Here is a 25,546-nt window from a genome sequence, read left to right as displayed (position 1 = left end):
ATGGCAGACTATCACGTATTTCCGGATGCCCCTGAAGGCACTCCTAAGGCTAACTTTGTTCACCTTCATGTTCACTCAGACTACTCACTTCTGGACTCCTGCGCCACAATTGATAAGCTTGTAGCAAAGGCAAAATCTCTGAACATGCCGGCTCTGGCGCTGACAGACCACGGAAACATGTTCGGTGCCCTCAACTTTGAAAAACTCTGCCACGTTAACGGAATCAATCCTATCGTAGGTGAAGAATTTTACGTTGCCTACGGAAGTCATTACGAAAAAGAAGACGTTCCTTACAGCCACAAGGGCGAAGAAGGCGACCGTCACGCCCACTACTTCCACCTTATCCTGCTTTGCGAAAATCAGAAGGGCTACGAAAATATGTGCTGGCTTTCAAGCCGTGCCTTTTGTGACGAAAACGCCCTTTACTACGGAAAACCCCGCATCGACTTTGAACTTTTGAAGGAATATCACGAAGGACTCATCTGCTGTTCTGCCTGTATTCAGGGTGAACTTCCACAGATGCTGCTTGCTGGCATGGATAAGGAAGCCCGCGAACTTGCCCTCAAATACAAGGACCTTTTTGGTCCTGACCATTATTACATCGAGATTCAGGATCACGGTATTCCAGACCAGAAAATTGTTGCAGAAAAACTGATTAATCTTGCTCACGAACTGGATATCCCGCTTGTTGCTACAAACGATATTCACTATGTAGAAAAGGAAGACGCCATTGCCCAGGACGCCCTGCGCTGTATCGGCTTTAAAAATCTTCTTCACGAAAAGCACGCAAAAATGGGCGGCGACGAAGACCTTGATAACTGGTATTTCAAAACCGAAGAGGAAATGCGTTCTCTCTTCCCTCAGTGCCCGGAAGCCTTTGACAACACAATTAAGATTGCCAACATGTGTAATCTTACTATTAAACAGTATTCAACTCCGGAGCTTAAGGAATGTCTTCCCCGCTTTGAACTTCCTGAAGAATTCCGTACCCACGGAGACGATTACCAGAGCGACCAGAACGATTATGTCCGCCACATCGTAGAAGAAGGACTTAAAAAACGCTACAAAGAAATTACCCCGGAAATCCGCGAACGTGCTGACTACGAAATGAATACAATCTTCTCCATGGGTTTCTCGGGCTACTTCCTTATCGTTTGGGAATTCATCAACTGGTCTAAATCACTTTACGACCCGGTTCACAAGTGCCCTAAGCACTACATTCCGATCGGGCCTGGACGAGGTTCGGGTGCCGGTTCTCTGGTTGCCTACGCAATGACCATTACCGACATCGATCCTTTCCGCTACGGATTGATTTTTGAACGATTCTTAAACCCTGAACGTGTATCCATGCCGGATTTCGACGTTGATATGGACTTCGACTTCCGCCAGGAGATTATCCAGCATACCCGCGATTTGTACGGCGATGCCAACGTTGGACACATTGTAACTTTTGGTACCCTCAAACCTAAAAACTGTATTGCCGACGTAGGCCGTATTCTTGGAATTCCTTTGGCAGAAGTAAATATGCTCAAAAAATGCATTCCGGAAAGTCCTAAGGCAAAACTCAAGGATGCATTCAGCGAGCCTACAGAAAAAATGCCGGACGGCGGTCAGCTCATTCCTTACAAGGATGACCCGCGCTTCCAGGAGCTTTTTGACCTTGCCTTTAAGCTTGAAGGCGTAAAGCGAAACACAGGTCTTCACGCTTCGGGAATGGTAATCGGTCTTACTCCGCTTCCAAACTGGGCTCCGGTTTTCAAGGATCCTAAAACAGGTGAAGTTGGTGTACAGTACACAATGGATATTATCGAGCCTTGCGGACTTGTAAAGTTCGACTACCTTGGACTTAAGACACTCTCGCTCATCCGCTATGCAGAGGCAATCATCAATAAACACCGGGCTCCGGGAACTCCGGAATTTGTTACCGCCAACGTCAGCGAAACAGATGAAAAAGCCTTCGAGCTTTTTAAGCGCGGTGACTCTGTTGCCGTATTCCAGTTTGAATCGCCTGGTATGCAGAAGATTCTGCGTCAGTTCCAGCCGGAAAAAATTGAAGACCTGGTTGCCTTGAACGCCCTTTACCGTCCGGGTCCTATGGATTGTATTCCTCAGTACATTGAAGGAAAGTGGCACCCAGAAACCGTTCACTATCCTGATCCTTCCCTCGAAGGACTTTTGAAAGAAACCTACGGTGTAATGGTTTATCAGGAACAGATTATGAAGGTTGCCCAGATTATTGCGGGCTTCTCTCTTGGTGGTGCCGACATGCTGCGTCGTGCCATGGGTAAAAAGAAACCTGAAGTTCTGATGGGTAAGAAAAAGGACTTTGTTGAAGGTGCCCTTAAAAACGGCCATACAGAAAAACACGCCGAAGAGATTTTTGATATCATGGTTCCCTTTGCGGGCTACGGTTTTAACAAGTCTCACGCAGCGGCTTATTCGGTTCTTGCCTACCGCACAGGCTGGCTTAAGGCCCACTACCCTGCTGAATTCATGGCTGCCAACCTTACAAACGAAATTACCTCAACCGACGGACTTCCTTTCTATATTGAAGAAGCACGAAAAATGGGAGTTCCTGTTGACCCGCCGGATGTAAACCGCTCCGATGTTATTTTTGACGTTGTTGACGGCAGAATCGTTTTCGGACTCAAAGGAATTAAAGGAATGGGTGAAGGTGCCGCAACAGCAATTGTAAAAGAGCGCGAAGAAAACGGCCCTTACAAAAACTTTATGGACTTTGTAAAACGCGCCTGCACCAGACTAGAAAAAGGCGAAGACGGACGCGAAAAAATTGCCGTAAACAAAAAGGCAGTCGAAGTTCTTATTAAAACCGGTGGTTTTGACCACTGCGGCCAGCATAATGGTGAACTCCTAAACCGCCCGACCCTGCTTGCAAACTTAGACGGTGCTGTAGATTACGCTTCTGACATTCTTGCAGACAAGATGATTGGACAGGGTGATTTGTTTGGCGAACTGGGCGAAGAAGCAAACGCCTTTACAGAATATCAGTTCAAGATGATTCCAGACATTCCGACTATGGAAAAACTTAACATGGAAAAGGAATGTATTGGTATTTACGTAAGTGGTCACCCTCTGGACGACTACCAGAAGGCAATTGACCACGCCGTTACCCTTAAATCAAGCAATATGGCACGAATTGCTGCTGAAGAAAAGGCCGCAAAAGACGCCATGGCCGCAAGCGGCGCAAAATACTATCAGCTGCGTGACGCAGGAAAATCTTATGTGGCACTTGGTATGCTCAGCGGCCGCCGCGAAATCACTACAAAAAAAGGCGACCGCATGGCTTTCTGCAAGCTGCTTGATAAAGAAGGCGAAATTGACTGTACTTTCTTCCCAAAAACCTGGGCTCAGCTTGGACCTCAGATTCACGATGGCGAAGTTTACGCCCTGCGCGGAAAGGTTGACGGCAGCCGCGAAACTCCGTCCTTCCTGGTAGACGCGGTAGAAGACCCCCAGTCGCTGGAAACTCACGCAGCCCAGTCTGTTCACATCAACGTTGATCCGACCTTCAACGGAGAACAGGGATTAATGCAATTAAAAGATTTTTTATTTGATAAAATGGGTAATTGTTCAGTATATTTTCATATAGACACAGGAAAAAATCCCTTTGTAATCAAGGCAAACAGTCAGATTACAATCAGCTCCGCTCCAGAAGTTCTTAAAGAACTGAGGGGCATACCATACGTAAAAGAGGTTTGGACAGAATGATAAGCGCTATTTTAGGAATTCTTTCGGCAGCAGTTACAATTTACACAATGCTCTGCTTTTTAAACATAATTATTTCATGGTTCCCGGGTGCCAAGTTCACAGGCTTTGGAAAGGCAATTTCCGCCCTCACCGATCCTTACATGAACTTTTTCAGCCGCTCAGGCTGGCTCCGTTTTGGCAACATAGACTTCTCCCCTATACTTTCAATCGGAGTCCTCAGCGTGCTTTCTTCGATTCTGGGCGGAATCACTTCGACCGGCCGCATATACGTAGGTGGAATCCTTGGCACAATCATCATCATGCTCTGGAATGTCAGCACATCAATTCTTTCTATATTATTTATCCTGCTTCTTGTCCGCTGGATTGTCCTGACAGTAAAACACGGCTACACCCCTTACAACTCTGCCTGGAACAACGTAGATCAGTTCCTCCAGCGTCTTGCCTTTAAGGTAGCCGGCACTTTTGTAAAATCAACTTTTTCTTACCAGAAGGCCCTCTTAATCACCTGGATAACCTTCGCCGTAATTCTTGGCGCCGGCAACATCTTCATCCGCATTCTTGTAGGACTCTGCTACCAGCTGCCCTTCTAATTTATGAAGCTTTCCGAGATTAAAAATCCTGTTTCCTCTGTGTCGGGCGTGGGACCGGCACTTACTAAAAATCTTGCAAAGCTTAATATTTTTACCGTGGGAGATTTGCTTCAATATTATCCCCGCGACTACGAAGACCGAACTAGACGCGTTTCCTTAAATGAATTTTCCCGCACTCCAAAAATCCACTCAGTGGCAAAAATTATCCGCCATGAGTGGTTCGGCTACGGGAACATGCGTACCCTCAAACTGATTATTAATGACGGAACCGCTCAGGCGGAATTAATCTGCTTTAACAGACCTTTTTTTGAAAAATCTTTTCCGGTGGGGTCAATCATAAGCCTGCATGGAAGCTTTTTTGTAAAATACAATGCATTACAGTCATCAAGCTTTGATGCAAGCGTTCTGGAAAAACCTGCAGAAAGCCCTGTTTCACCCGAAGAAGCAGCCCTTCTTCCTCCAGACCTTGCAAGCCGACTTCCAGCCGACAACAAAGTGCTTCCTATATACTCCCTTACAGAAGGCGTCTCTCAAAAGCAGCTTTCAAAGGCAATTTCCGCCGCCCTCAAGCAGTATGCAAAGGGAATAGAAGATGAGCTTCCTGAAGACTTAATTGATAAACGAAATCTCCTTCACAAGCAGGACGCAATCCGCCTGATTCACGAACCGGCAAGTATGGAAGAAGCCCTTACCGCCCGCCGAACTCTTTCTTACGAAGAATTATTCCACTTCCAAACTGTGATTTTAAAACGTGCCTACAAACACCGCGGCACTTTAAACCAGCCGGAAGAAGCAGCCGCAAAGCCATTTGTTGAGTCTCAAGTTTTCACAGACTCCCTTTCTCCTTTGCAGAAGCAGTTTCTGGAAAAACTCCCCTTCCCTCTCACAGACGACCAGCGCGCCGTCATCTACCAGATGGACAGCGAAATCGACCGCGGCTACGAGGAACGCTCCCGCATTCTCAATCAGGCTGACCGGGGAATCCCCCTGCCTAAAAAATCCGCCTTCACAATGCAGCGTCTTTTGCAGGGCGACGTAGGTTCAGGAAAAACCCTCGTTTCGCTTTTTGTATGCCTCCGCGTAATCAGCTGGAAAGGCCAGTGTGCCCTTATGGCGCCGACAGAAATCCTAGCCCGCCAGCACGCCGAAACCGCAAGCCGCCTTCTGGACTTTTTAGGCATCCGGGTAGCCTTCCTTACAGGAAACGTAAAATCAGCCGGCAGGGCTCAACTGCTTAAACAACTTAAGGACGGAAAAATAGATATTGTAATCGGAACTCACGCGCTTTTTTCTAACAATGTTGTCTACAATGACCTTGAGCTGACCGTAATCGACGAACAGCACCGCTTCGGTGTAATGCAGCGTCAGGCAATCATCGCTAAAGGCCGCACAAACGAAAACGGAATCACCTTTGAGCCCCACCTTCTTATGATGAGCGCAACCCCGATTCCGCAAACTCTGGCCTACACGATTTTCGGAGACCTGGACGTTTCTACAATCCGCACCATGCCACAGGGACGAAAACCCATTACAACTTATCTTGTAAAGGAAGGCAACGAAATCAACGCCTACGAAGCAATCCGAAAGGAACTGGAAAAAGGACATCAGGCATATTTTGTTTACCCTGCCATCGACAGCGAATACACAGACGATGACGGCAACGCCCGCATAAAATCAGCAGAAAAGGCCTTCGCCCACCTGCAGACTCATATTTATCCTCAGTACAAATGCGCTCTTGTTCACTCAAAAATCGATGAAGAAGAGCAGACAATGATATTGAATGATTTCCGTGCGGGCCGCATTCAGGTGCTTGCCGCTACAACTGTAATAGAAGTCGGCGTAGACGTCCCGAATGCCACCTGCATTGCAATAGAAAATGCCGACCGCTTTGGAATGGCCCAGCTTCACCAGCTGAGGGGACGAGTAGGCCGAGGCTGCGACCAGTCCTTCTGCTTCCTCATTTACAGCAAAAACCTGACCGAAAGCGGCATTGAACGCATGAAGGCCCTGCGCCAGAGCACAGACGGCTTTTACATCGCCGAGCAGGATCTAAAAACCCGAGGCCCTGGCGAACTAACCGGTACCCTGCAGGCTGGAGCTATGGAATTTGCAGTAGCCGACCTTGTACGGGACAGCGAACTTCTGACCCAGGCCAGACAGGATGCAATCGGCTATATTCAGGGCTAAGGCTTTTTAATTGGCAACAAGCCCCTTAATTGCATTAATAAGACTTGGAATATTAAAAGGCTTTGTCAAAAAGGCATTCATTCCGCATTCAAATATTTTTGCACGGTCATCGCCATAAGCGTTAGAAGAAACTGCAACAATAGGAAGCATGGCTTTTGTTTGATCAGTCAGTGCCCTTATCTGCCTTGCAGCCTCATAGCCGTCTATAACAGGCAGCTTTGTTTCCATAAGAATTACATCATAATAATTCTCAGGATTCAGTCTGACTTTTTCTACCGCCTCAACTCCATCACGGGCAAGTTCTACCAGGAATCCTGAGTTTTCCAGCATATCTCTTATAATAATCTGATTTGTTTCAACATCTTCACAAACAAGTACCCTTTTACCGGAAAAATCCACCCCATCAGCATTTTTTTCATCCTGCAAGACAGCAAAATTGCAGATTGTTAATGGAAGTTCTATTACAAACTCACTTCCCACGCCTTCCTTACTTGTAACAAAAATATCTCCGCCCATAAGGTTTACAATACGTTTAGAAATGGCAAGCCCCAGACCGCTTCCCTGTCCCTTCTGATTCAGGCCAGATTTATCACGGACAAAAGGCTGGAAAATGACATTCAAAAACTCTTCACTCATTCCAATTCCGTTATCTTTAATGATGATTTCAAAGAGGGATTTTGGCTCTGAATCAATTTTTTCCTCAGAAGTGTGCTCTTTAATGGTTAAATAAATTTTTCCTCCGTAGGGAGTAAATTTTATTGCATTTCCAAGAATGTTCAGAAGCACCTGCTGAAGCCTGAGCTTATCAGTTTTGACATTCGGATTTGCAATATTCTGATTAAAGGTCAAATCCAGATTTTTTTCCCTGAGGCTCTGAGAAAGAATTGCTGTAATATCCTCCATAAAAAGCGGAAGATTAATTTCATCCTCATTCAGAAAAACCGTCTGACTTTCAATGCGGCTTATATCAAGAATATTATTAATGATTGCAAAAAGATGCTCGCTGGAAACCGTAATCTGCTTAAGGTAATCCAGAAGTTTTTCCTTCCTGTTGATATTGGCAGCAGCAAGGGAAGTAAAACCGATAATCGAATTCATAGGAGTCTGAATATCGTAGGACATATTATCAAGGAAGAGGGTCTTTGCCTTATTTGCAGACTCAACTGCCACAAGCGCCTTTTTGGAATGATTTGCATCGCGTACAATAAAATAGATGGCGGTAAATAAAACTGCCAGAATTGTAAGAATAACAAGCCCGATATGATCAAGTAAGAAATCTGAAATCCTGTAGCTGTAAAGTTTTTCTGTATAACGGTAGGCAAAATTCTGAGCTGAATCAGCGCCGACCATATTAATTCCACGGTTTAAAAGCTTTAAAAGTCCTTCATTTCCGATATTAACACCAAAGCAGCGGGAATCAGTTGAGGTAAGCTGCCTTACAAAAAACTTTTTATACTCACGGTTTCTTAAAATATCACTTCTAAGACCATTTACCGTAGTACAGTCAGCAAGCCCTTTGGCAACAGCCTTAAGACATTCATCTATGCTGTCGAATTCAACAATTTTGGCATCTGGAAAGTAAGTTTTTATATAATAAGCCTGCATTGCATTATTTTTATTTACGGCAAAAACGTCATTTCCAGACTTAGGCTGCGACACCAGATATACAGAAGACTGAATGAGGGGCAGCGACTGATAGATTCCGTTCTGTTCAGAATAGTAAAGTCCGCCGCCGACCGGGAATACTACATCAACCTCGTTACGGCTCATTGCCTCAATCATTTCATAATAATTATCATAACTTAGGTAAACCAGCGCTTTTTCCGAAAGTCCCAGTCTTCCTGCCATGCGAGAAAGAACATCCTTTACAATTCCGGTTACATCACCCTTAGAATCAGTTCCGCTGTAAGGTATGTAATTTTCAAGGTAACCGACCCGCAAAAGAGGATGATTTTCTATCCAGTTTTTTTCAGCGTCCGTCAAAGCCCTGCCGGAAACCGTAGAATGATAGTATTTGGAACGAAGATTTGAAAGATAATTCGGCTCTTCAATGTCCATAAGAATCTGAGCCTGATTCAACTGCTTTAAAAGATCTGCCCTTTTTTTACTCACGCAGAGAAAATAGTCCGTACTTCCAAAATAGCACAAAAGTTCGGCATCATGTTTTCCGTAAGTTCCGTCACCTTCAGTTGCAAGAAGGTCAATTCTCTTATCATAAAAGGCTGCAAAAAGCTCATCATAAGAAGCAAAGGTTTCAACAAAAGCAGAAACCTTTCCTCCCGCCAGATAATTCTTAAGGCTGTCTACCATAGCACTTTCAAGAACACCTATTTTTTTATTGCGCAGGCTCTGAATGTCATTTGTGATTTCTGAATCCTGACTGTGTTTCAAGAGTACATATTTTTCAACTCCCATGGGAAAATCAGGATAGCTGATAAGAGATTCCCGCTCCTTTTTTCTGGCAAGTCCCGCAAGCAGGTCAATTTTTCCTTCAAGCAGCAGATTGTAAAGCTCAGAAAAATTTCCATAAACATATTCATATTTCCAGCCGGTATATTCAGAAAGCTTCTGATAATATTCATAGGCATAACCGCGTTTTACAGCTCCCGCTTCAGCACCTTCCTGAAAAACTTCATTTTCATAATATCCGACTATAACTTTCTTCTGCTGATTTTCTGCATAACAAACATTAAAATTGATAAAAAAAATGCAAAACAAAACAAATATTATTCTATTAAATAACTTCATATTTTCGAATTATAACATAATTTCATAATTTAGACACGCTGATAGAATAACTATCAGGAAGCGGCTGAACTCGTTTAAATTCCCCCGTAAAAATGCTAAACTATCCCCATGGATAAAACAATTTACGTTATCGGGCACAAGAATCCGGATACAGATTCTGTTGTTAGTGCCGTAGCTTATGCAAAGCTTAAAAACCTGATGGGCTATCCTGAATATATTGCTGCCCGCGCAGGTCATCTGAATCCTCAGACAACTTACATTTTTGAAAAATTCGGACTTACCCGTCCCCACTATGTTCCAGACCTGATTCCAAAGGTTGAATATTTTATGCCAAAGGGCTGCGAAACCGTTCAGCAGCACGTTTCAATCTGGGAAGCAATCGGTCTTATGAAAAAGAAGTCTCTCCGCGTTCTTCCAGTAGTTGATGCTGATGGAAAATACATTTCCATGCTTCACTACACAGGCTTTGCGGCAGGCGTTCTTAAGTTCATGAATCCGGAAAAGCACAATTTTATTTCTACAAGCCTTTCTCTGATTCAGAAAACTTTAAATGCCCAGGTACTCGTTCAGACTTTTGAAGCTGATAAGATTTTCAAAGGCCACGTTCTTGTAGCCTCATCTTCTACCAAAAAGTTTGAAAACAACCTGAAAGCCCACGCCAGCGAAGATTTAATTGTAATTGCCAGCGACCGCGAAGACATTCACCAGCTCTGCATTACTCACAAGGTAAAAGTTCTTATTATTACTTCCGGCTTTGCCCTTAAAAAGGAAGTCCGCGAGCAGGCAGAAAAGGCAGGAGTCAGCGTTTTAATCAGTCCTTACTCAACTTCGCCTACTTCAGAGATGATTTCCTTTGCCATGCCTGTAAGCGTAATCGGCGATAAGGAAATTGCCCCGGTTCAGCAGAATGACACCGTTTCAAAAATCAAGGAAATACTTTTCAACTCCCTGATTAAATATCTTCCGGTTGTAGATAACGAAAACAAGGTAATTGGCATTATTTCTGAGCACGATTTGTTGCGCGAACCAAACGTAGAAGTCTGCCTTGTTGACCACAACGAGCCTAGTCAGGCGGTAGAAGGTCTTGATCACTACAAAATTCTCGAAATCATCGACCACCACAGACTGGGAAACCTTTCTACAAAATACCCGATTACCTTTATTAATAAGCCGGTTGGATCTACCGCAACTCTGATTACAAGTCTTTACCGCGAGGCAAAAATCCCTATTCCAAAGGACATTGCTTCCCTTCTTTTGTGCGGAATCCTCAGCGACACTTTGATTTTGAAGTCCGCAACTGTAACTCAGGCTGATATCGACACAGCGGAATATCTTTCTGACCTTTCAAACCTTGATATCCAGACTCTTGGAAACGAAATCATTCTTGCAGGAAGCAGAATCGGTAACCGTGCCGCAGGTGAACTTGTCCGCCAGGATATGAAGGAATACACAGAAGGCAAGGCTGTTTACACTGTAAGCCAGATTGAAGTTGGAAGCACAAAAGAAATTCTTGACCGCAAGGCTGAATTCTTTAAGGAACTGGAAATTGAGCGCCGCAGCCGCAAGGGACTTTTCTCCTGTCTTCTGGTTACCGACATTACAACTCTTTCCAGCATTCTCTTGATTGACTGCGAAGAGGAATTCATATCCTTTATCAACTGGCCAAAGCAGGATGACCATATTTACTTTTTGCAGGGCGTAGTTTCCCGCAAAAAGCAGCTGGTACCGCTCATTACGGAAGTTGTTTTGAATTATTTGAAATAGTTATACAAATGTAAGAAAAAAATGCTTTCGCGCGGAACCCTATTTTGCTCCGCCGAGAACGCGGATTGGAAATTATTATATAAATTTCCCGCGTTCTAAACTCCGCAAAACAGGAACCCGCGCTACGCATTTTTTGCCTTACAGTCAGTAGATTTCCGATAAATTATAAATCTGTGTCAAATTTACCCACAAATTCCCTTAAAAATCCCCCTTGTGTCAAAAAAGACCACAAGATAATAATAAACGGCCAAAAAGGCAAGAAAAATCGTTCAAATTTTCATAAAATTTGTACGATTTTTTGTTTTTAACAAATTTTCTCAAATTTTTTTCATCAAATTTCACACTTGGCACACTTATTGCTATATATCTTATGAAAAAAGATATTGCGGAGGCAAGAAAATGAAATACGATGACGAAGTTTTGGGAATGTACCTTAAAGAAATCAACAAAATCCCACTCCTTTCACGCGAAGAAGAAAACGAACTGGCTGTAAAAGCTAAGAACGGCGACAAGCTTGCAAAAAATAAAATCGTAACCTCAAATCTCCGCTTTGTTGTAAACGTTGCAAAAAAATATCAGAATCACGGACTTGATATGACAGACCTCATCAGCGAGGGAAACATCGGACTTATGACAGCAATCGAAAAGTTCGACGTTTCAAAAGGCTATCACTTTATTTCTTACGCTGTATGGTGGATCCGCCAGAGCATTCTTAAGGCAATCTGCGAAAAGAGCCGCGCAATCCGTCTTCCACTCAACCGTGCAAACGAACTTGTTCAGATTGAACACGCCCGCAAATCAATTCACGGAAAGAAAACTGAACATCAGGAATACGAAGAAATTGCTGCTATGCTTAATATGAGCACAAGCCACGTTCGAGAAATGATTAACATCAGCCGCGAAATGGTATCTTTAGACGCAGAAGTTTCTGGCTCAGATTCAAGCAAGGCAAATGTTGCAGACTTCCAGGAAGATACAATCAACGTTCGCCCAGAAGAAAAAATCATCGAGCAGTCTATGTCTAAAGACATCAACCGCGTTCTTGATACCCTTAAGCCAAACGAAAGCCGCGTAATCAGAATGCGCTACGGCTTGAATGGAATGAAGGCTATGAGCCTTAAGGAAGTTGGAGAACACTGCGACCTTACAAAAGAGCGTATCCGCCAGATTGAAAAGACAGCAATCACAAGACTTCAGCACCCGACCCGTGCCCGCCGTCTTGTTGACTACGCAGCCTAATTTCTTATAAAATATAGAGGTCAGTGCATCAACGTGTTTTGAAGTACTGATTCTCTGGAGAGTTCCTGCAAAGATGCGGGACGCCGAAGGGTTAAGGCTATTCCAGCCGATATCTCAGGCACAAAGGACAGGGCAAAAAAAAGTTCCATTCCTACTCTGGAGAGTTTGCTAAATTGCCAAGGGGCAAGACGCAAACTCTATTTTATTTTAAAAGGGTGAATATAATGTTCGACTCTATTCTCAACGCCATCGACGATGTAGTATGGGGAATCCCGACAATCGTTCTTATTCTGGCAACAGGTTTAATCCTGACAATCCGCGCTCGCGGACTTCAGTTCACAAAGCTCGGACGAGCTTTCAAATCAATTTTTAAAGAAAACGAAGGTCACGGAGAACTTTCTGGCTTCTCAGCACTTTGTACAGCACTTTCTGCGACAATCGGAACTGGTAACATCGTAGGTGTTGCAACAGCTATTGCAGCCGGCGGACCAGGTGCCCTCTTCTGGATGTGGATTGCAGCAATCTTGGGAACTGCGACAAAGTTCAGCGAATGTATGCTTGCAATCAAATACCGCGAAGTAAAAGAAGACCACGTTTTGGGCGGACCTTTCTATACAATCGAAAAAGGAATGGGCAAAAAGTGGAAGTGGCTTGCAGTTCTCTTTGCAATCTTTGGAGTTCTTGCAGGTTTGCTTGGTATCGGCACAATGACTCAGATCAACGGTATCACTTCTGCTGTAAACATGGCATTCGATCCACAGAGCAAAAACATCGCCTTCACACTTGGCGAAACTCAGTATACCTGGGCAACTGTAATCGGCGGTATCGTAGTTACAGTTTGTGCCGCTCTCGTAATTCTTGGCGGTCTTCGCCGCATTTCTAAGGTTGCAGAAAAAGTTGTTCCAGCAATGGCAATCATCTATGTATTCCTCGGCTTCTCTGTAATCATCATGAACGCAACTCACATTCCTGCAGCATTCGTACTCATCGTAAAATCAGCCTTCGGTTTCAAGGCTCTTGCCGGTGGTGCAGTAGGCTGGACTCTCAAACAGATTACAGACTCAATGCAGAAAGGTATTGCACGCGGTATCTTCTCTAACGAGGCTGGTCTCGGTTCTGCTCCAATCGCAGCCGCTCCAGTTCAGACAAACGAACCAGTTGAACAGGGTCTTGTAAACATGACAGGTACAGTAATCGATACTCTTATCGTTTGTACAATGACAGGTCTTGCAATCACTCTCGCTCTTACAAATCCAGACTTCTTCGCTCAGTATCAGGCTAACGGCTGGAAGGGTGTTGAACTTACAGCAAACGCTCTTTCTTTCAACCTTGGTGGTGATGGTGTTTCAGTTCAGTTCCTCTTGATGCTCTGTCTTGCTTTCTTTGCTTTCACAACAATCTTGGGCTGGGACTACTACTCAGAAAAATGTCTTGAATACATCACAAACGGCCGCATGAAGCTTGTATTCATCTACCGTCTTATTTACATTGCCGCAATTGCAATCGGACCTTACTTCACAGTAAACGCCGTATTCACAATTGCCGACATTACAAACGGTTTGATGGCAATTCCTAACTGTATTTCTCTGATTGTTCTCAGCGGAATCGTAGCTAAGGAAACAAAAGCTTACTTCGACAAGTATCCTAAATTGTAATAAGGAAGGAAAAAGGGGGAGAAGTCTCTCCCTACGGCGGCACTTCGTTGCCGCCTACCCTTTCTAGCGGGGGGCACCCCCGCAACGCCCCCCGGTAAAATCTACTTTATAACATCCAGTGACTTCTTCTGATATTTAGGCAGGAACTTCTTTCTTGCGCCGTTTTCAAACTGAATAATGGCAACAATTTCATCTTCCTTAATTTCGCACTTTTCAATTACGCCATAACCGTAATCATCATGATAGATTTTAGTGCCCTTCTTGTATCGCTTTAAAATTTCCTCTTCCTCAGGAGAATGAGAAGACGAATGGGCATCAAACTGTGAACCTTCAATTTTCTTTCCAACTCCCGCAAAACGTTCTACCGCAGCAGCCTTTTTAAAACTGAAAGGAATCTGACCAATCATAGTAAAGGCAGAAGCAGACTCGCAGATAAATGGACTTGGCCTCAAAAACTGAGGACTTCCGTACATATAACGGCTGGCGCAGCTGGTAACATAAAGCTCGTTTCTGGCTCGGGTAACAGCAACATAAAAAAGACGGCGTTCTTCTTCAAGTTCAGCACCGGTTTTGTCTATTCTAGGGAAAATACCTTCTTCAAGACCGGTAATAATAACCTTATTGTATTCAAGACCCTTTGTGTTATGAATTGTAATCAGGGTTACAGCATCTTCACTGACCTCTCCGTCAGAAAGTTCCAGAGTACGATCAAGGTTGATTGCGTCAAGGAATTCCGTAAGTCCTTCAATCGAACATTCATAAGGGCCTGCAGAGTTTACAAGCTCTTCAAGGTTTGCAAGACGCTGAGTTCCTTCAATTTCATCACTAGCCTTGTGATATTCATCCAGGGCAGAAAGTTTAATTACCCTCTCAATAAAATCTGAAAGATGATAAGAAGACTCTTTTCCTTCCGAAAGCTCCTTTGTACGCTCGCTCAAAAATCCATCTAACTCAGAAAAGATTTTACAAAAGGCTTCTGCCCCTTCCCTAGCCTTTTTAGAAAGGTTAGGAGCAGAAGAACGGCAGGCTTCAATCAGATTTGAATAGACTGGAGTGCCGTCTGCCGCAAAATCAACGGCGTTTTCCATGATTTTATCCTGAGTTTTTTCGCCAAGAGCGCGGGCAGGCTTATTTACGACACGGCGGAAAGAAATTTCATCGCGGGGATTTGCACATAGCGAAATATAGGCAAGGGCATCCTTGATTTCTTCACGCTCATAGAATTTTAACGAGCCCACAACAACATAAGGAATCTTCCTGTGCAAAAACTCTTTTTCAAAATTAAGAGACTGAGCGTTGGTTCGGTAAAGAATTGCCCAGTCAGAATATTTTGCTTTTCCCATAACAGACTTGGAAATCAAATCTGCGCAGAAAACTGCCTCTGCATTCTGATTGTCCAGAAAGGCAAGAACAGGAGGAGTTCCTTCGCCGCGGTCGGCAACCAGAGTTTTTCCAAGACGGTTCTGGTTTTTACTTACAACCAGGTCTGCTGCATGAAGGATTTTTCCTGTCGAACGGTAATTGCGCTCCAGGCGGATAATTTCTGTACCCGGAAACTTCTTTGGAAAAGATAGAATATTTTCAACTTCGGCACCGCGGAAATGATAGATTGACTGGTCATCATCACCAACAACGCAGACATAATTAGAAGTTTCTGAGGCGCCGTCCCCGTAGCCCGAAAGTTTCTGTAAAAGCTTATACTGCGCGATATTTGAGTCCTGATACTCATCTACCATCACAACTTTAAAGCGCGAATGAATGTAATCTGCAATGTCAGGGTTTTCGTCCATTACGCGGACGGGCAGCTGTATCAAATCACCAAAATCAGCATTTCCAGTCGCCCTGAGTCTTGCCTGATATTTTTTATAAATGTCGTTTAAATCAAACTCTGAACCAATGCTGCTTAAATCATCTTCCGGAAAAAGGCAGTAGTCTTTAGCAAGAGAAATCTGATGAGCGGCAAGTTTTGCCTCTTTTTTTCCAAGCTCAGGCACAGCCTTTTTTACCAGAGTTTCCATATCCCCGTCATCATACACTGTAAAGTTAGGATCAAGACCGGCTTTTTCGGCATATTTACGAAGGAACCAGGAACCAAAAGAGTGGAAGGTTCTTATCTGGGCAGAAGCGGCGCGTTCATCCATGGCAACGGCACGCTCCTTCATTTCATTTGCTGCCTTTTTAGTAAAGGTTACGGCAAGAATAGACCAGGGATCTATGTTCTTTTCACCAATCAAATAGGCAATTTTTGTAGTAATTACACGGGTTTTTCCAGAACCGGCACCAGCAAGAATCAAAAGCGGAGAGCCTTCATGCTTTACCGCCGCCAGCTGCTCTTCATTTAAAACAGAAAGATATTTTTCTAAGCTTTCGGTCATAAAGGCCTCCTAGGAAATAAACTGCAGGCCTGAATTTTTAGGGAATTCTTTTACAAGTCCTTCAAAGCGGGCATCAAGATCTACGCCAGTGCTTGCAAGAATCTGAACTTTAATTACGTTACCCGGCATAACCGCTGCTTTTTCTGCTTCAGAATCCAGGTCATAGCGGATAACTATGCTGCCGTCAACTTCAGGAGCCTGGAACCAGCCGCGGCCAATTGCTAGACCACCGTCTTCTTCACCAGCATTAATAATTTCTTCTACAAGTACCTTTACAGTCTGTCCAACAAAACGGCTTAAACGCTCATTTGTAATTTCTGTCTGAAGTTTAACCAGGGCATCGGCACGAGCCTGAGCAACTTTTGCAGGAACTCTAGGCTTCATAGACCAGGCAGGAGTATCTTCTTCGCGGCTGTAAGGGAAGCAGCCAGACCAGTCCGGCTGAATTGCCTTTAGGAAGCTGCGTGTATTTTCTGCAGCTTCGTCAGTCTCACCAGGGAATCCAGCAAGGAAGGTAGTACGCAGCATACAGTCTGACAGTTCTGAGCGGATTTTTTCTACAAGTTCAATGTATTTTTTCTGCGAACCAACTCGGTTCATCGCAAGAATCGTCTTATCATCACCACTCTGGAAAGGAATATCAAAGTAATGCACAAAGCGGCTGTCTTTTTTCATCACAGAAAGAATATCTGTATTAAAATGATCCGGGTGAATGTACAAAAGGCGGACAATAAAATCACCTTCAAGCCCGCTGATTTTTTCAAGCAGCTGGCACAAAGGCGAGCGCACAGGATTCAAGCCGGCACGAAGTTCCTTATCTTCTTCTCCTGTACCATAGGCAGCAAGATCCTGACCAATCAGATTGATTTCGTAAACGCCCTGACCAGTAAGCTCTTTAATTTCAGATATAATTGAATCCATAGGGCGGCTTCTAAGTTCACCGCGAATTAAAGGAATTGCGCAGAAAGAACAATGGTTGGAACAGCCTTCCGTAATTTTTACAAAAGCGCTTCCTTTAAAGTTCATAAGTTTTTTACGTTGACCAGAACTTACTCCACACTGATCATAAGTCTGAACTGCACGCTGACCGCCGCTAACCTTTTTCATAAAGCCTGCAATTTTTGAAAGATCTCCGTTTCCAAAAACGCCGTCAAGTTCAGGCATAGATTCAAAAAGATCATTTGCATAGCGTTCTGCAAGACAGCCGGTAAGTACAATTTTAGAAGCAGGATAAGCAGCCTTTACATCATAAATTGCGTCAATTGATTCTTTTTTTGCAGACTGAATAAAGCCGCAGGAATTAATGAGAATAAAATCAGCTTTATCTGCATCAAAAACCTGAGTAAAACCTTCCCTTTCCAGAAAGCCTGACATGATTTCGCCGTCAGTCTGGTTTTTGGCACATCCGTGCTGATCAATAAAAAATGTCTGTTTAGTCAAGTTCAATAACCACCAGTTTATATTTGCCGTCGGTATCTTTAATCCACTTAATGTCTTCAACCTGTACCTGACCGGCAGCGCCCATATCAAGATCATAAGAGCGCGAGTTTGCAATTACAGAGAATTTTACAGCGTTACTGTTAGAAATCCAGAGGCGGATTCTGTTATGAGGTGTTGCTGTAAATACATCTCCCTTGGCAAAATATCCTTCAACAGAATTAGCATTGTCCACACGGTCGCGGAAGAGGCAGGAATCGCGGAAGCTTGCATTGATTGTAAAAGGATAAGCACGATTATCTTCTATAAGAGTACGCTGGATTTTCTTAAGATTTACGTCTACAACAGATTCAATTTCTGCCATATCAGAATCGCTCATACCGCTGGCCTGAGCAAGAGCACCATGACGGAGCAGAACGCTTACTTCAGCACCACGGGCTTCATCAGTTTTTGAAATGTCAGAAACGTAAACTATCATGTCAGAAACATTATCGCCGTCAACATCAAGTTCAGACTCTTCAGAAAGTTCAACGTAATAAGTTCCGCTTGGCATTGCAAGGCCGAAAGTTCCTAAAGTACTGCTTACAGTTACAACAATCGGATTATTATTGTCAGAAGGCACCAGAAACTGGTCACCCTTATAAACACGCTGGAAAAATTTCTTATCCGAAAGCTCAAATACATTGCTGCGTTTTGAACCGGAAAGAAGAACGTTATCTTCTGTAACCTTGTATTTTTTTACAATCAAAAGGCCAGAAATAATTCCTATTATGCAGACAAGCAGGGCAATAGGTAAAAGAATCGGAAGAATGTTTCTTGTAGTATGAATCGGTTCGTAAAGTCCTTCAGGAACACCAGACTCCTGCAGTTCCTTATTGTGATAAAGCTTAAGAACATATTCCGGATCAAGCTCAAGATAAATGGCATAATTGCGTAAAAAACCTTTAAGATAGGCACTTCCGGGAAGGGCTGAATCATCTTCCTCTTCCAGGCCGATAAGATAGCGTTTTTCTATAGAAATTTCGTGAGCAATTATATCAAGGTCACCGTTTTTAGCTTCGCGGGTTTTCTTCAGCAATTCACCATAGCTTTCCATCATTTACTCCGAGAACAAGAAGTTGTTGTAATTGTTTGCAGATGAAGGCGCATCGTAAATAAAGCGCTGGTCTGTAATATTCTGATTCAATTTATAGTCGTAAAAATCAAAAAGGAAGGTTTCTCCCTTTGGAGTAACTGCTTCTACACGGCGGATAAGTTTTGTTCCTTCATTTACACAGATTTTAATTGAACGGAAGGCTTCTGCCGCACTTTTTCTTGTAAGCACAAATTTTACAACCATTTCATCTGATTCTTCATCAAGTGGTTCGGCATTCTGGCCTGTTTCATAAGCAACTGTATAATAGCGGCTCAAAAGCGACAGTCCCTGAGGAGTTGCAAGGGAATTAGCTGAGTTTCCGCTTGTGTTTACATCCTGCTGCAAAATTGCGTTAGAACCTGGCAGATAAATTGTAAGGGTATCACCGTTAAAAACAATCACCTGCTCTTCCGGATTTGAATAATCCATTCGGATAAGGTCAGGTGATTTATAGGAAAGTTTTCCGGCAGATTCAGTTTTATCAACTTTGATTTCAAAATCTACTTCGTAATCTTTAAGAGTGCCGTAGTATTCAGAAATTGTCTTAAAATAAGCACTCGCAGTTGTAATGCTCTGAGCAAAAAGCGAGGCAGAAAAAATAGCGCAGACTGCAAATAAAAGTTTTTTCATAGAAAATAATTATAATGATAAATAAGAATAGTGTCTATTTACGCATAAAAATCCGAGCGGGTCCCAGCGACGGCAAAAATCAAGGTAACTCCCCTCACGGGTCCCCCCTTAATTTCTGCCTGCGTCCCACTCGGCTCCTAGTTCTCTACATTTTCTCCTGAAGTAATTTCTTTGCAGTGCTGCTCGCCCTTAACAATTTCGTAGAATTCCTTACCGTCCATTGTTTCAACTTCTTTAAGGCGGTCAGAAATGTATTCAAGGAGAGCCTTGTGCTCGCGGAGAATGCCAAGTACATGCTCGTAGCGCTCGTTCATAATGCGGGCAATTTCTTCATCAATAAAGTTCTGAGTCTGTTCAGAGAACTCACGGATAAGGTTAGGCTCGCCGCCACGGTTTCCTAGAACCCCCTTACCCAAAGTCATATTCTTAAAGCGCTCACTCATACCGTAAACAGTAATCATATCTTTTATGATAGAAGTTGCGCGGGCAATATCATTTGAAGCACCGGTAGAAATATCACCAAGAATGATTTCTTCGGCAGCGCGTCCACCAAGACAAACGTCAACTTCGTTCATCATGTCTTTTCGAGTCATGCAGAATTTTTCTTCATCTTCTTCACGGTACTGAGTATAACCGCCAATTCCATGAGAGCGAGGTACAACCGTAATCTTATTTACAGGAGGATGATCCGGAGTAAAGGCACCAACAAGAGCGTGACCAGTTTCGTGAACAGAAGTAAGGCGCATCTGTTTTTCATTATCCTTGCGGCTCTTCTTTTTAAGACCAATGCTTACCTTATCAATAGCATCATTAAAATCTTCCATAGTAACTTTCTTGCGGCCGTTGCGGACAGCCAGCAAAGCAGCTTCGTTTACAACGTTTGCAAGGTCAGCACCGGCAAAGCCTGTAGTTCCGTGTGCAATAGAAGAAAAATCTACATCATCATCAAGCTTAACGTTCTTTGCATGAATCTTAAGAACTTCTTCACGGCCCTTAACATCAGGTTTTTCAACAGGAACCTGGCGGTCAAAGCGGCCTGGACGAAGAATTGCTGGATCAAGAACATCAACGCGGTTGGTAGCGGCAAGTACGATAAGACCCTTGTCGTTATCAAAACCGTCCATTTCAACCAGCAGCTGGTTCAAGGTCTGTTCGCGTTCGTCGTTAGAGCTGAAACCGTTTGCTCGTGATTTAGCAAGGGCATCAATTTCATCAATAAAGATGATACATGGAGCCTTATCGCGGGCCTGGCGGAAAAGATCGCGGACGCGGGAGGCACCAACGCCGACAAACATTTCAACAAAGTCAGAACCTGAAATACTGAAGAAAGGAACTCCAGCTTCACCAGCAACAGCGCGGGCAAGCAAAGTTTTACCGGTTCCTGGGTCACCTACAAGAAGTACACCCTTCGGAATCTTACCACCAATATCAGTGTATTTTTTAGGCTGCTTAAGGAAGTCTACAACCTCAACAAGTTCGTCTTTTGCTTCATCAACGCCCGCAACATCAGTAAAGCGGGTCTTGATTTTTCCTTCTTCAACAACCTTAGCGCGGCTTGAGCCAACATTGAAAATGCTGCCCATTCCACCGCCGCCTCCTCCCATTTTTCTGAAGAGGAAGAAGTACATCAAAAAGATGATTCCGAAAGGAATAATCAGGTTGATAAGGAGCTGCATCAGGTAACTGTTCTGTTTTACAACAAACTTATAGCGGACACCTTTTGAATCAAGAAGTTCAATAAAGTTTCCCATAAGAACAGCTGCAGTTTTGTAAACGCGGCCAGATTTCTGATTTACAGGGAAAAGCTGAATTCCCTTTACAACCGAAGAGCCTGAATCACTTGCGCGCTCAGGACCGTAGCCTACAAAATAGTTTTCGCCGATTTCTACAGAAACAATCTGTCCGTTTTCTACCATCGAGCGGAAATCAGAATAGTCAATTAAACCGTCTGATTTAGAGAAAACAAACATATCCATTACTGCAAGTCCAAAAAGGACTACAAGCAGAATCGGCCAGAAAGGAAATTTTCCATCGCCGCGGCGTTTATTGTTCTTTTTATCTTTATCTTCTTCAACTCCGGCAAATTTGAAAAATTTGTACGGATCATTTTCATCATTTTTTTCGTTCTTGTTGTTCAGGTTCTGATCTTCTGCCATCGTAAATTCCTAATATAATAGAATAAATATACAAATAAAATCTGATTTTTTCCATAAAAAAAACTCTAAAGTATAAAATTAAGCTGCCGAAGATTAAGACGATGGAGCGTCATGTTAAAACAGGCGCTTCTTCTGGAGGAACCTATGGCATATCAGAACGCATATTCTGCATATCAGAAAAACAACGTTACCACTGCAAGTCAGGGACGTCTGGTTGTTCTGCTTTATGAAGGCGCAGTAAAAAACCTTAGCGGAGCAATCAAGCTTTTTGAAGCAGATGGAAGCGTAAAACCACAGAATATTGAACAGTTTGGAAAATTTATTCAGAAAGCACAGGCTATTATCACCGAACTTCAGGTCAGTCTGGACATGGATAAGGGTGGAGATATAGCAAAAAACCTTATGGCACTGTACATTTACTTTAACCAGCAGCTTCTTGACGGTTCCATTAAAAAGGATAAGGCAAAACTTGAAGAAGTTCACAAAATGCTGAACGACCTTCTTGAATCATGGAGAACCGTTGCAAACAGTACGGCAAATGCTCCGGCTGCACAGGTTCGAGGGGCACTGAACATTCAGGGATAACCCGGGGAAAAACTATGAAAGAACTTACACAGGAAGAATTAAACGAAAGGGTGGCAATTTTACGCAGATTCAGAACTTTGCTTGAACAGCAGAGGGGGAAATTCCGCGAATATCTTACTGTGCTCGAAAAACAGCAGGACTCAATTTCTAACGAAAACACAGAAGCCCTGCTTGCCCATACTGAACTTGAACAGCAGGTTGTAAAAAATCTTATGAACCTGCAGAAAGTTATCATCCCTATGAAAAAGATGTACCATTCGGCTGCACCTGGCGCAGAACAGGATAAAGAAATTAACGACCTTCAGAATGAACTCAATTCTTTACAGGAACGCGTGCTTGCCCAGAATAAAATCAACCGTGATTTACTCCGAGTACATCTTGGCCAGATTAAAATGCAGCTTGCCGGACTTAAAAATCCTTACAGAAACCTTACAAGCGTTTATGCCCAGAAACAGCCGGTCAGCCAGCTGGTAGAAGTGGAAGCCTGATGCGGCTAAAAATGCAGTTTACAATGCCACTTGTTCTAGCCGCATCATTCAACTTTTCTGCGAAAAGTTGAACATAGGAATGTAATTATGAAGATAGCAATAGTTGTGGCGTTTGAGAAAAACCGAGGCATTGGAAAAGACGGAAAAATTGTCTGGGATTTTCCGACTGACCGCGCCTATTACAAAACGCTGACTTTAGGAAACTTTGTAATTTTTGGCAGACGTACCTTTGAGGAATTTGGAAGAGCCTTGCCAGGCCGCATTAATATAGTAGTTTCTTCCACAAAAAAATTTGAAGGCGAAAATCTTTACACTGTAAAAAATCTGGAAGCCGCAATCGAACTGGCAGAAAAAATTAATTCTACAAACGAGATTCTTCCTTCCCGTCCACAACTATTGCTTACAAATCCAATAATCTTTCTTTGCGGCGGTGCAGGCATTTACCGCGAAGGCATGAACCTTGCAGAAACAATCTACACAACACAAATAGATGCAGATTATGACTGCGACACCTTTTTTCCAGAAATTGATGAAAGTAAATTCAAAATCTCTGAAAAAAAGGTTACGGACGAAAAGGCCGTCAAATTATCATTTATTACTTACAGCCTTTGATAAAAGTTTTTCAGCTTCAGCTCGAGAAAGGGCTGTTACAACGTAAGCAGTTTTTGTTTTTTCATCATAAAAACTGTTTTTTACGACATATGGAATGTTGATTTTTGAAAAACTGTCTACGGCGCTGAAGAAACTTGATTCAATTTTTGTTCCCGAAGAATCATCCTGAGACATGGATTTTTTTGCTTCAGAATGAACCTGAACTTCTGATGAAAGTGTCATTTTAATCTGACTTGCGGCAGTAATTTCTGCAATTTTTAAGGCAGAATTTTTATCATCAAAAGTCTTTCGGGCTGAACCGTAAATGTATTCTTCATCATTATCGATAAAATCACTATACCATTCAGGCGGATTTTCCTTTACCTGATTTTGAATAGGTTTTCGCTTCTTTGTGAAATATTTTTCAACTGAAGAATCATCCGATTCATCTTTTGTAATCTGATTCAGATTTTCTGTACCGCGGGTTCCGTTAAATGTAATTTCTTCAGAAGCACCAGACTGTCCTGTTCCGGAATTTTTAGTAAGGGTTTTAAGCGAAATTGTTCCGTCAGGGGTAACCTTTCCAAAACTTTCATTCTTGCTTGAAACAACCATATCAGAAGCGCCTTTTACGCCGGTGTGCACAGTCATTTCAAAACCACAGTGGATTGAACCGTCAGGAGCAACAAGTGTCGGCCAGGTTGTAAAATCATCAGCCTGCTTGTCCTCGTATTCCCAGGTGTAAATTCCGTTTTCAATCTTAACTTTCTGCTTTCGCTCGGTTCCGTTATCAACAAGGACAAAATCACCGTTGTACTTACTTGAAGCGCGGGAAGATGCATCAGTAGGGAGAAGGATTCCCTTGATAGCGATTTTCAAAACCTGAGAATTTTCCTCATAATATCCCTGAAAGAAAAATTCTCCGTTGCGCTTATATTTTCCGCTGATAGAAGGATTGTCCGGGCTAGAAACGTTTCCCAAAGCAGAAATCGAAATCATAATTCCAGTTTCAGGCTCAATAAAAGAGCCGCCCTGCATGTAAACGGCATTTCCTACAGATTTTTTCTGAATAATCTGAAAGGCCTCCATTCCGTAAGCTTTATAAATAACTGCCAGTTCAACATTTTCAACATAACGGTCAAAATCATAAGAATAAATTCCGTCCTGAGGAAAAATCACGCGGGGAACTGAGGCACAGGATGCAAAAACAAAAGCCAGCAAGAAAGCAAGTCCTTCGAAAAAATATGAAATATACTTTTTCATCATAATATCCTTAAAAACTAGAGAAGCTGATATACCCAGATTGAAGCAATTCCCTGTTTGGCAGGAAGGTCTGTTATATGAAAAATTGGAGAATATTCAACAATGGTTCCTTCTTCAACTTCAAAGATTGAGTTTCTCCAGCGGTTTTTCAAATCTCTTTCTATTTTGGAAGTATATTCTTTTCCGTTATAATCAATTTTAAGCTCACTGTTTGTTGAATTTACGTCTGTACGGATAATAATTACAGTTTTTCTTCCCTTAATAATATTTTTCAAACGGAATTCCATAAGACAATTGTCTAACTTAATTATCGTATCATAAACAAGAACACCATCCGGATAATAAAGGGCTTCTTTTACTGTTGTGTGATTGCTTGGCGTGCCATAGGCATCCTGCTTTTTAAAATACGAAACCTTGTGAGATTCAATAGATTCTTCAGAACCAAAATTAATTTTATCTACGAGAGTAAGTCTTGAACCTTCATAAGCCAAAACACGAGGAAGCTCAGAAAGTTCTGATGTATCTTTTCTGAAATCTGAACCAATGGCAGCTGCTTTAATTTCCGGTGCTTTTTCAGTACTTACAGTAACATCAACCTTAACATAAGCGCCACCATCAGCCAAAGAATCATTATATTTGTAGCCGGCAAGAACGTGCTTAGCCTTCAATCCTTCAGGGATTTTATAATCCTTGAAATATTCATCGAGTCTTTCAGAGGCCTTCTTTTCAGCGGCATCGCGGGCCATATCAAGAGAATAAATCTCATCAGTTACCTTTACAAATTCGCAGGCAGTATAAGTTCTGTCGATAAATGGAACCCAGACACCGTCAGCATTCTTGCGGGTAATTTCAGTTTCTGTAAAAGTAAGCTTGTTTGAGAACCATGATGGAGGAAATTCTTCACCAAAAATACTTGAACAAAGACCAGCAATTAATGATGCGATTAAAATCAGTTTTTTCATTTTATAAAGTCT

At 42.9% G+C, this 25,546-nt stretch carries 17 protein-coding genes and 1 riboswitch; of the genes, 9 read left to right on the top strand and 8 right to left on the bottom strand.

The annotated features are described in order from the left end of the window. From dnaE to MSI_RS00670, 3 genes are read left to right on the top strand one after another with little or no spacing between them, the layout of a single operon-like run. A complete protein-coding gene (gene dnaE / locus MSI_RS00680) occupies positions 1–3,729 on the top strand; it encodes a DNA polymerase III subunit alpha (RefSeq protein ID WP_009102603.1) in 3,729 nt (1,242 codons plus the stop codon). Continuing rightward, positions 3,726–4,319, top strand: a complete 594-nt coding sequence (locus MSI_RS00675) for a YggT family protein (RefSeq protein ID WP_009102601.1) — start codon at positions 3,726–3,728, stop codon at positions 4,317–4,319. Before dnaE ends, MSI_RS00675 begins: the two co-directional genes overlap by 4 nt. Positions 4,320–4,322: 3 nt before the next feature. Then, positions 4,323–6,506: an ATP-dependent DNA helicase RecG gene (locus tag MSI_RS00670; RefSeq protein ID WP_009102599.1), complete on the top strand. Its 2,184-nt coding sequence runs from the start codon at positions 4,323–4,325 to the stop codon at positions 6,504–6,506. A 6-nt stretch (positions 6,507–6,512) separates the two neighbouring features. Here the strand turns inward: MSI_RS00670 and MSI_RS00665 are convergent, their stop codons facing one another. Beyond that, positions 6,513–9,254, bottom strand: coding sequence for a transporter substrate-binding domain-containing protein (locus tag MSI_RS00665; RefSeq protein ID WP_009102597.1), 2,742 nt, complete (start codon positions 9,252–9,254; stop codon positions 6,513–6,515). A 108-nt stretch (positions 9,255–9,362) separates the two neighbouring features. Here MSI_RS00665 and MSI_RS00660 point away from each other — a divergent pair, with 108 nt between their 5' ends. From MSI_RS00660 to MSI_RS00650, 3 genes are all read left to right on the top strand, one after another. Then, positions 9,363–11,018, top strand: coding sequence for a putative manganese-dependent inorganic diphosphatase (locus MSI_RS00660; RefSeq protein ID WP_009102595.1), 1,656 nt, complete (start codon positions 9,363–9,365; stop codon positions 11,016–11,018). A 399-nt stretch (positions 11,019–11,417) separates the two neighbouring features. Then, complete coding sequence (locus MSI_RS00655; protein WP_009102592.1) at positions 11,418–12,257, top strand: RNA polymerase sigma factor RpoD/SigA; 840 nt, start codon at positions 11,418–11,420, stop codon at positions 12,255–12,257. Positions 12,258–12,301: 44 nt separating this feature from the next. Further along, positions 12,302–12,398, top strand: a riboswitch (glycine riboswitch). Between the two features lie 83 nt (positions 12,399–12,481). After that, entirely contained in the window at positions 12,482–13,912 is a 1,431-nt protein-coding gene (locus tag MSI_RS00650; protein WP_009102589.1) for a sodium:alanine symporter family protein, read from the top strand. 101 nt (positions 13,913–14,013) lie between these two features. Here MSI_RS00650 and MSI_RS00645 read toward each other — a convergent pair whose 3' ends face one another. From MSI_RS00645 to ftsH, 5 genes are all read right to left on the bottom strand, one after another. Then, a complete protein-coding gene (locus MSI_RS00645; protein ID WP_009102587.1) occupies positions 14,014–16,287 on the bottom strand; it encodes an ATP-dependent helicase in 2,274 nt (757 codons plus the stop codon). A gap of 9 nt (positions 16,288–16,296) precedes the next feature. Further along, entirely contained in the window at positions 16,297–17,727 is a 1,431-nt protein-coding gene (gene rimO, locus MSI_RS00640) for a 30S ribosomal protein S12 methylthiotransferase RimO (RefSeq protein ID WP_009102584.1), read from the bottom strand. Next, positions 17,720–18,823 (bottom strand): RodZ family helix-turn-helix domain-containing protein, encoded by a 1,104-nt coding sequence (locus tag MSI_RS00635; protein ID WP_081481330.1) that lies wholly within the window; start codon positions 18,821–18,823, stop codon positions 17,720–17,722. The genes rimO and MSI_RS00635 overlap by 8 nt, the downstream gene beginning before the upstream one ends. Beyond that, on the bottom strand, positions 18,824–19,489 hold the full coding sequence (locus MSI_RS00630; RefSeq protein WP_009102580.1) for an outer membrane lipoprotein carrier protein LolA: 666 nt from the start codon (positions 19,487–19,489) through the stop codon (positions 18,824–18,826). A gap of 137 nt (positions 19,490–19,626) precedes the next feature. After that, on the bottom strand, positions 19,627–21,645 hold the full coding sequence (ftsH, locus tag MSI_RS00625; protein WP_009102579.1) for an ATP-dependent zinc metalloprotease FtsH: 2,019 nt from the start codon (positions 21,643–21,645) through the stop codon (positions 19,627–19,629). A gap of 144 nt (positions 21,646–21,789) precedes the next feature. Between ftsH and fliS the strand changes: the two genes are divergently transcribed. The 3 genes from fliS (at position 21,790) to MSI_RS00610 (ending at position 23,330) form a co-directional block, all read left to right on the top strand. Then, complete coding sequence (fliS, locus tag MSI_RS00620) at positions 21,790–22,230, top strand: flagellar export chaperone FliS (RefSeq protein WP_009102576.1); 441 nt, start codon at positions 21,790–21,792, stop codon at positions 22,228–22,230. Positions 22,231–22,244: 14 nt separating this feature from the next. After that, positions 22,245–22,718: a flagellar export chaperone FlgN gene (gene flgN / locus MSI_RS00615; RefSeq protein ID WP_009102574.1), complete on the top strand. Its 474-nt coding sequence runs from the start codon at positions 22,245–22,247 to the stop codon at positions 22,716–22,718. Positions 22,719–22,805: 87 nt separating this feature from the next. Next, positions 22,806–23,330 carry a dihydrofolate reductase gene (locus MSI_RS00610; RefSeq protein ID WP_009102572.1) on the top strand — a complete coding sequence of 175 codons (525 nt, stop codon included), beginning with the start codon at positions 22,806–22,808 and terminating at the stop codon, positions 23,328–23,330. On the opposite strand, the gene MSI_RS00605 is transcribed toward MSI_RS00610, so the two are convergent. After that, complete coding sequence (locus MSI_RS00605; protein WP_039923804.1) at positions 23,307–24,575, bottom strand: hypothetical protein; 1,269 nt, start codon at positions 24,573–24,575, stop codon at positions 23,307–23,309. The genes MSI_RS00610 and MSI_RS00605 overlap by 24 nt on opposite strands. A gap of 14 nt (positions 24,576–24,589) precedes the next feature. Beyond that, positions 24,590–25,534 carry a hypothetical protein gene (locus MSI_RS00600; protein WP_009102567.1) on the bottom strand — a complete coding sequence of 315 codons (945 nt, stop codon included), beginning with the start codon at positions 25,532–25,534 and terminating at the stop codon, positions 24,590–24,592. Positions 25,535–25,546: the final 12 nt, after the last annotated feature.

Origin of the sequence: Treponema sp. JC4, assembly GCF_000260795.1 — a bacterium.
In the GTDB taxonomy this organism is placed as follows: Bacteria; Spirochaetota; Spirochaetia; order Treponematales; family Treponemataceae; genus Treponema_D.
This window is presented reverse-complemented; position numbering and strand designations above follow the sequence as displayed.

Bases quoted from the DNA above. Each gene is read 5' to 3' on its own strand.
- dnaE (WP_009102603.1), top strand. From the start codon at position 1: ATGGCAGACTATCACGTATTTCCGGATGCCCCTGAAGGCACTCCTAAG.
- MSI_RS00675 (WP_009102601.1), top strand. From the start codon at position 3,726: ATGATAAGCGCTATTTTAGGAATTCTTTCGGCAGCAGTTACAATTTAC.
- MSI_RS00670 (WP_009102599.1), top strand. From the start codon at position 4,323: ATGAAGCTTTCCGAGATTAAAAATCCTGTTTCCTCTGTGTCGGGCGTG.
- MSI_RS00665 (WP_009102597.1), bottom strand. From the start codon at position 9,254: ATGAAGTTATTTAATAGAATAATATTTGTTTTGTTTTGCATTTTTTTT.
- MSI_RS00660 (WP_009102595.1), top strand. From the start codon at position 9,363: ATGGATAAAACAATTTACGTTATCGGGCACAAGAATCCGGATACAGAT.
- MSI_RS00655 (WP_009102592.1), top strand. From the start codon at position 11,418: ATGAAATACGATGACGAAGTTTTGGGAATGTACCTTAAAGAAATCAAC.
- MSI_RS00650 (WP_009102589.1), top strand. From the start codon at position 12,482: ATGTTCGACTCTATTCTCAACGCCATCGACGATGTAGTATGGGGAATC.
- MSI_RS00645 (WP_009102587.1), bottom strand. From the start codon at position 16,287: ATGACCGAAAGCTTAGAAAAATATCTTTCTGTTTTAAATGAAGAGCAG.
- MSI_RS00635 (WP_081481330.1), bottom strand. From the start codon at position 18,823: ATGATGGAAAGCTATGGTGAATTGCTGAAGAAAACCCGCGAAGCTAAA.
- MSI_RS00630 (WP_009102580.1), bottom strand. From the start codon at position 19,489: ATGAAAAAACTTTTATTTGCAGTCTGCGCTATTTTTTCTGCCTCGCTT.
- ftsH (WP_009102579.1), bottom strand. From the start codon at position 21,645: ATGGCAGAAGATCAGAACCTGAACAACAAGAACGAAAAAAATGATGAA.
- fliS (WP_009102576.1), top strand. From the start codon at position 21,790: ATGGCATATCAGAACGCATATTCTGCATATCAGAAAAACAACGTTACC.
- flgN (WP_009102574.1), top strand. From the start codon at position 22,245: ATGAAAGAACTTACACAGGAAGAATTAAACGAAAGGGTGGCAATTTTA.
- MSI_RS00610 (WP_009102572.1), top strand. From the start codon at position 22,806: ATGAAGATAGCAATAGTTGTGGCGTTTGAGAAAAACCGAGGCATTGGA.
- MSI_RS00605 (WP_039923804.1), bottom strand. From the start codon at position 24,575: ATGATGAAAAAGTATATTTCATATTTTTTCGAAGGACTTGCTTTCTTG.
- MSI_RS00600 (WP_009102567.1), bottom strand. From the start codon at position 25,534: ATGAAAAAACTGATTTTAATCGCATCATTAATTGCTGGTCTTTGTTCA.